Source organism: Pseudomonas sp. 50_B, assembly GCF_017491625.1.
In the GTDB taxonomy this organism is placed as follows: domain Bacteria; phylum Pseudomonadota; class Gammaproteobacteria; order Pseudomonadales; family Pseudomonadaceae; genus Aquipseudomonas; species Aquipseudomonas danubii.
Genome location: NZ_JAFGYX010000093.1, coordinates 1 through 522, shown reverse-complemented (window position 1 = coordinate 522; position 522 = coordinate 1). Strand labels below are relative to the sequence as shown.

The 522-nt window shown below is 64.9% G+C and carries 1 protein-coding gene; it reads right to left on the bottom strand.

Annotated elements, in window-relative coordinates; translation table 11 throughout:
* The coding region (locus tag J5M73_RS31060; RefSeq protein ID WP_207816883.1) for an SDR family oxidoreductase at nucleotides 1-522 on the bottom strand (522 nt) is incomplete at both ends.

Sequence of the window (522 nt, the reverse complement as noted above, 5' to 3'; positions counted from 1 at the left end):
GTCCTGATCGACGCGGATCAGATTCTGCCCCGCGTCGACGACGAAATCGGCGCCGTTGTATGCCGGCCCCGTCAGCAGCAGGATCGCGTCCGCGACGTCGTTCGGCCCGGCGATCCGCGCAAGCGGCGTCGACGCGCGGCTCGCGTGCTCGAAATCGGCGGGCGTCTGATCGTCGCTAGGCAGCATCAAGCCCGGAAACACCGCGTTTACGCGCAGCACGGGGCTTGCCGACAGCGCGAGCATCTGCGTGAGGTTGCCGAGCGCCGCTTTCGCGACCGTATAGCTGAAATGGTCGCGATGGAAATTTTCCTTGATCTTCTGATCGACGACGTTGATCACGACGCCCTGCGCGAGCGCCGCCTTCGCGCGCTCGTAATACGCGCGCGTCAGCAGGATCGGCGCGCGGCAATTGATCGCCCACGCGTTGTCGAACGCGGCGAGATCGAAGCTCGGCAGGTGGTCCTGCCAGAATACCGACGCGTTGTTCACGAGCACGTCGAGACGGCCGAAGCGCGTATAGAC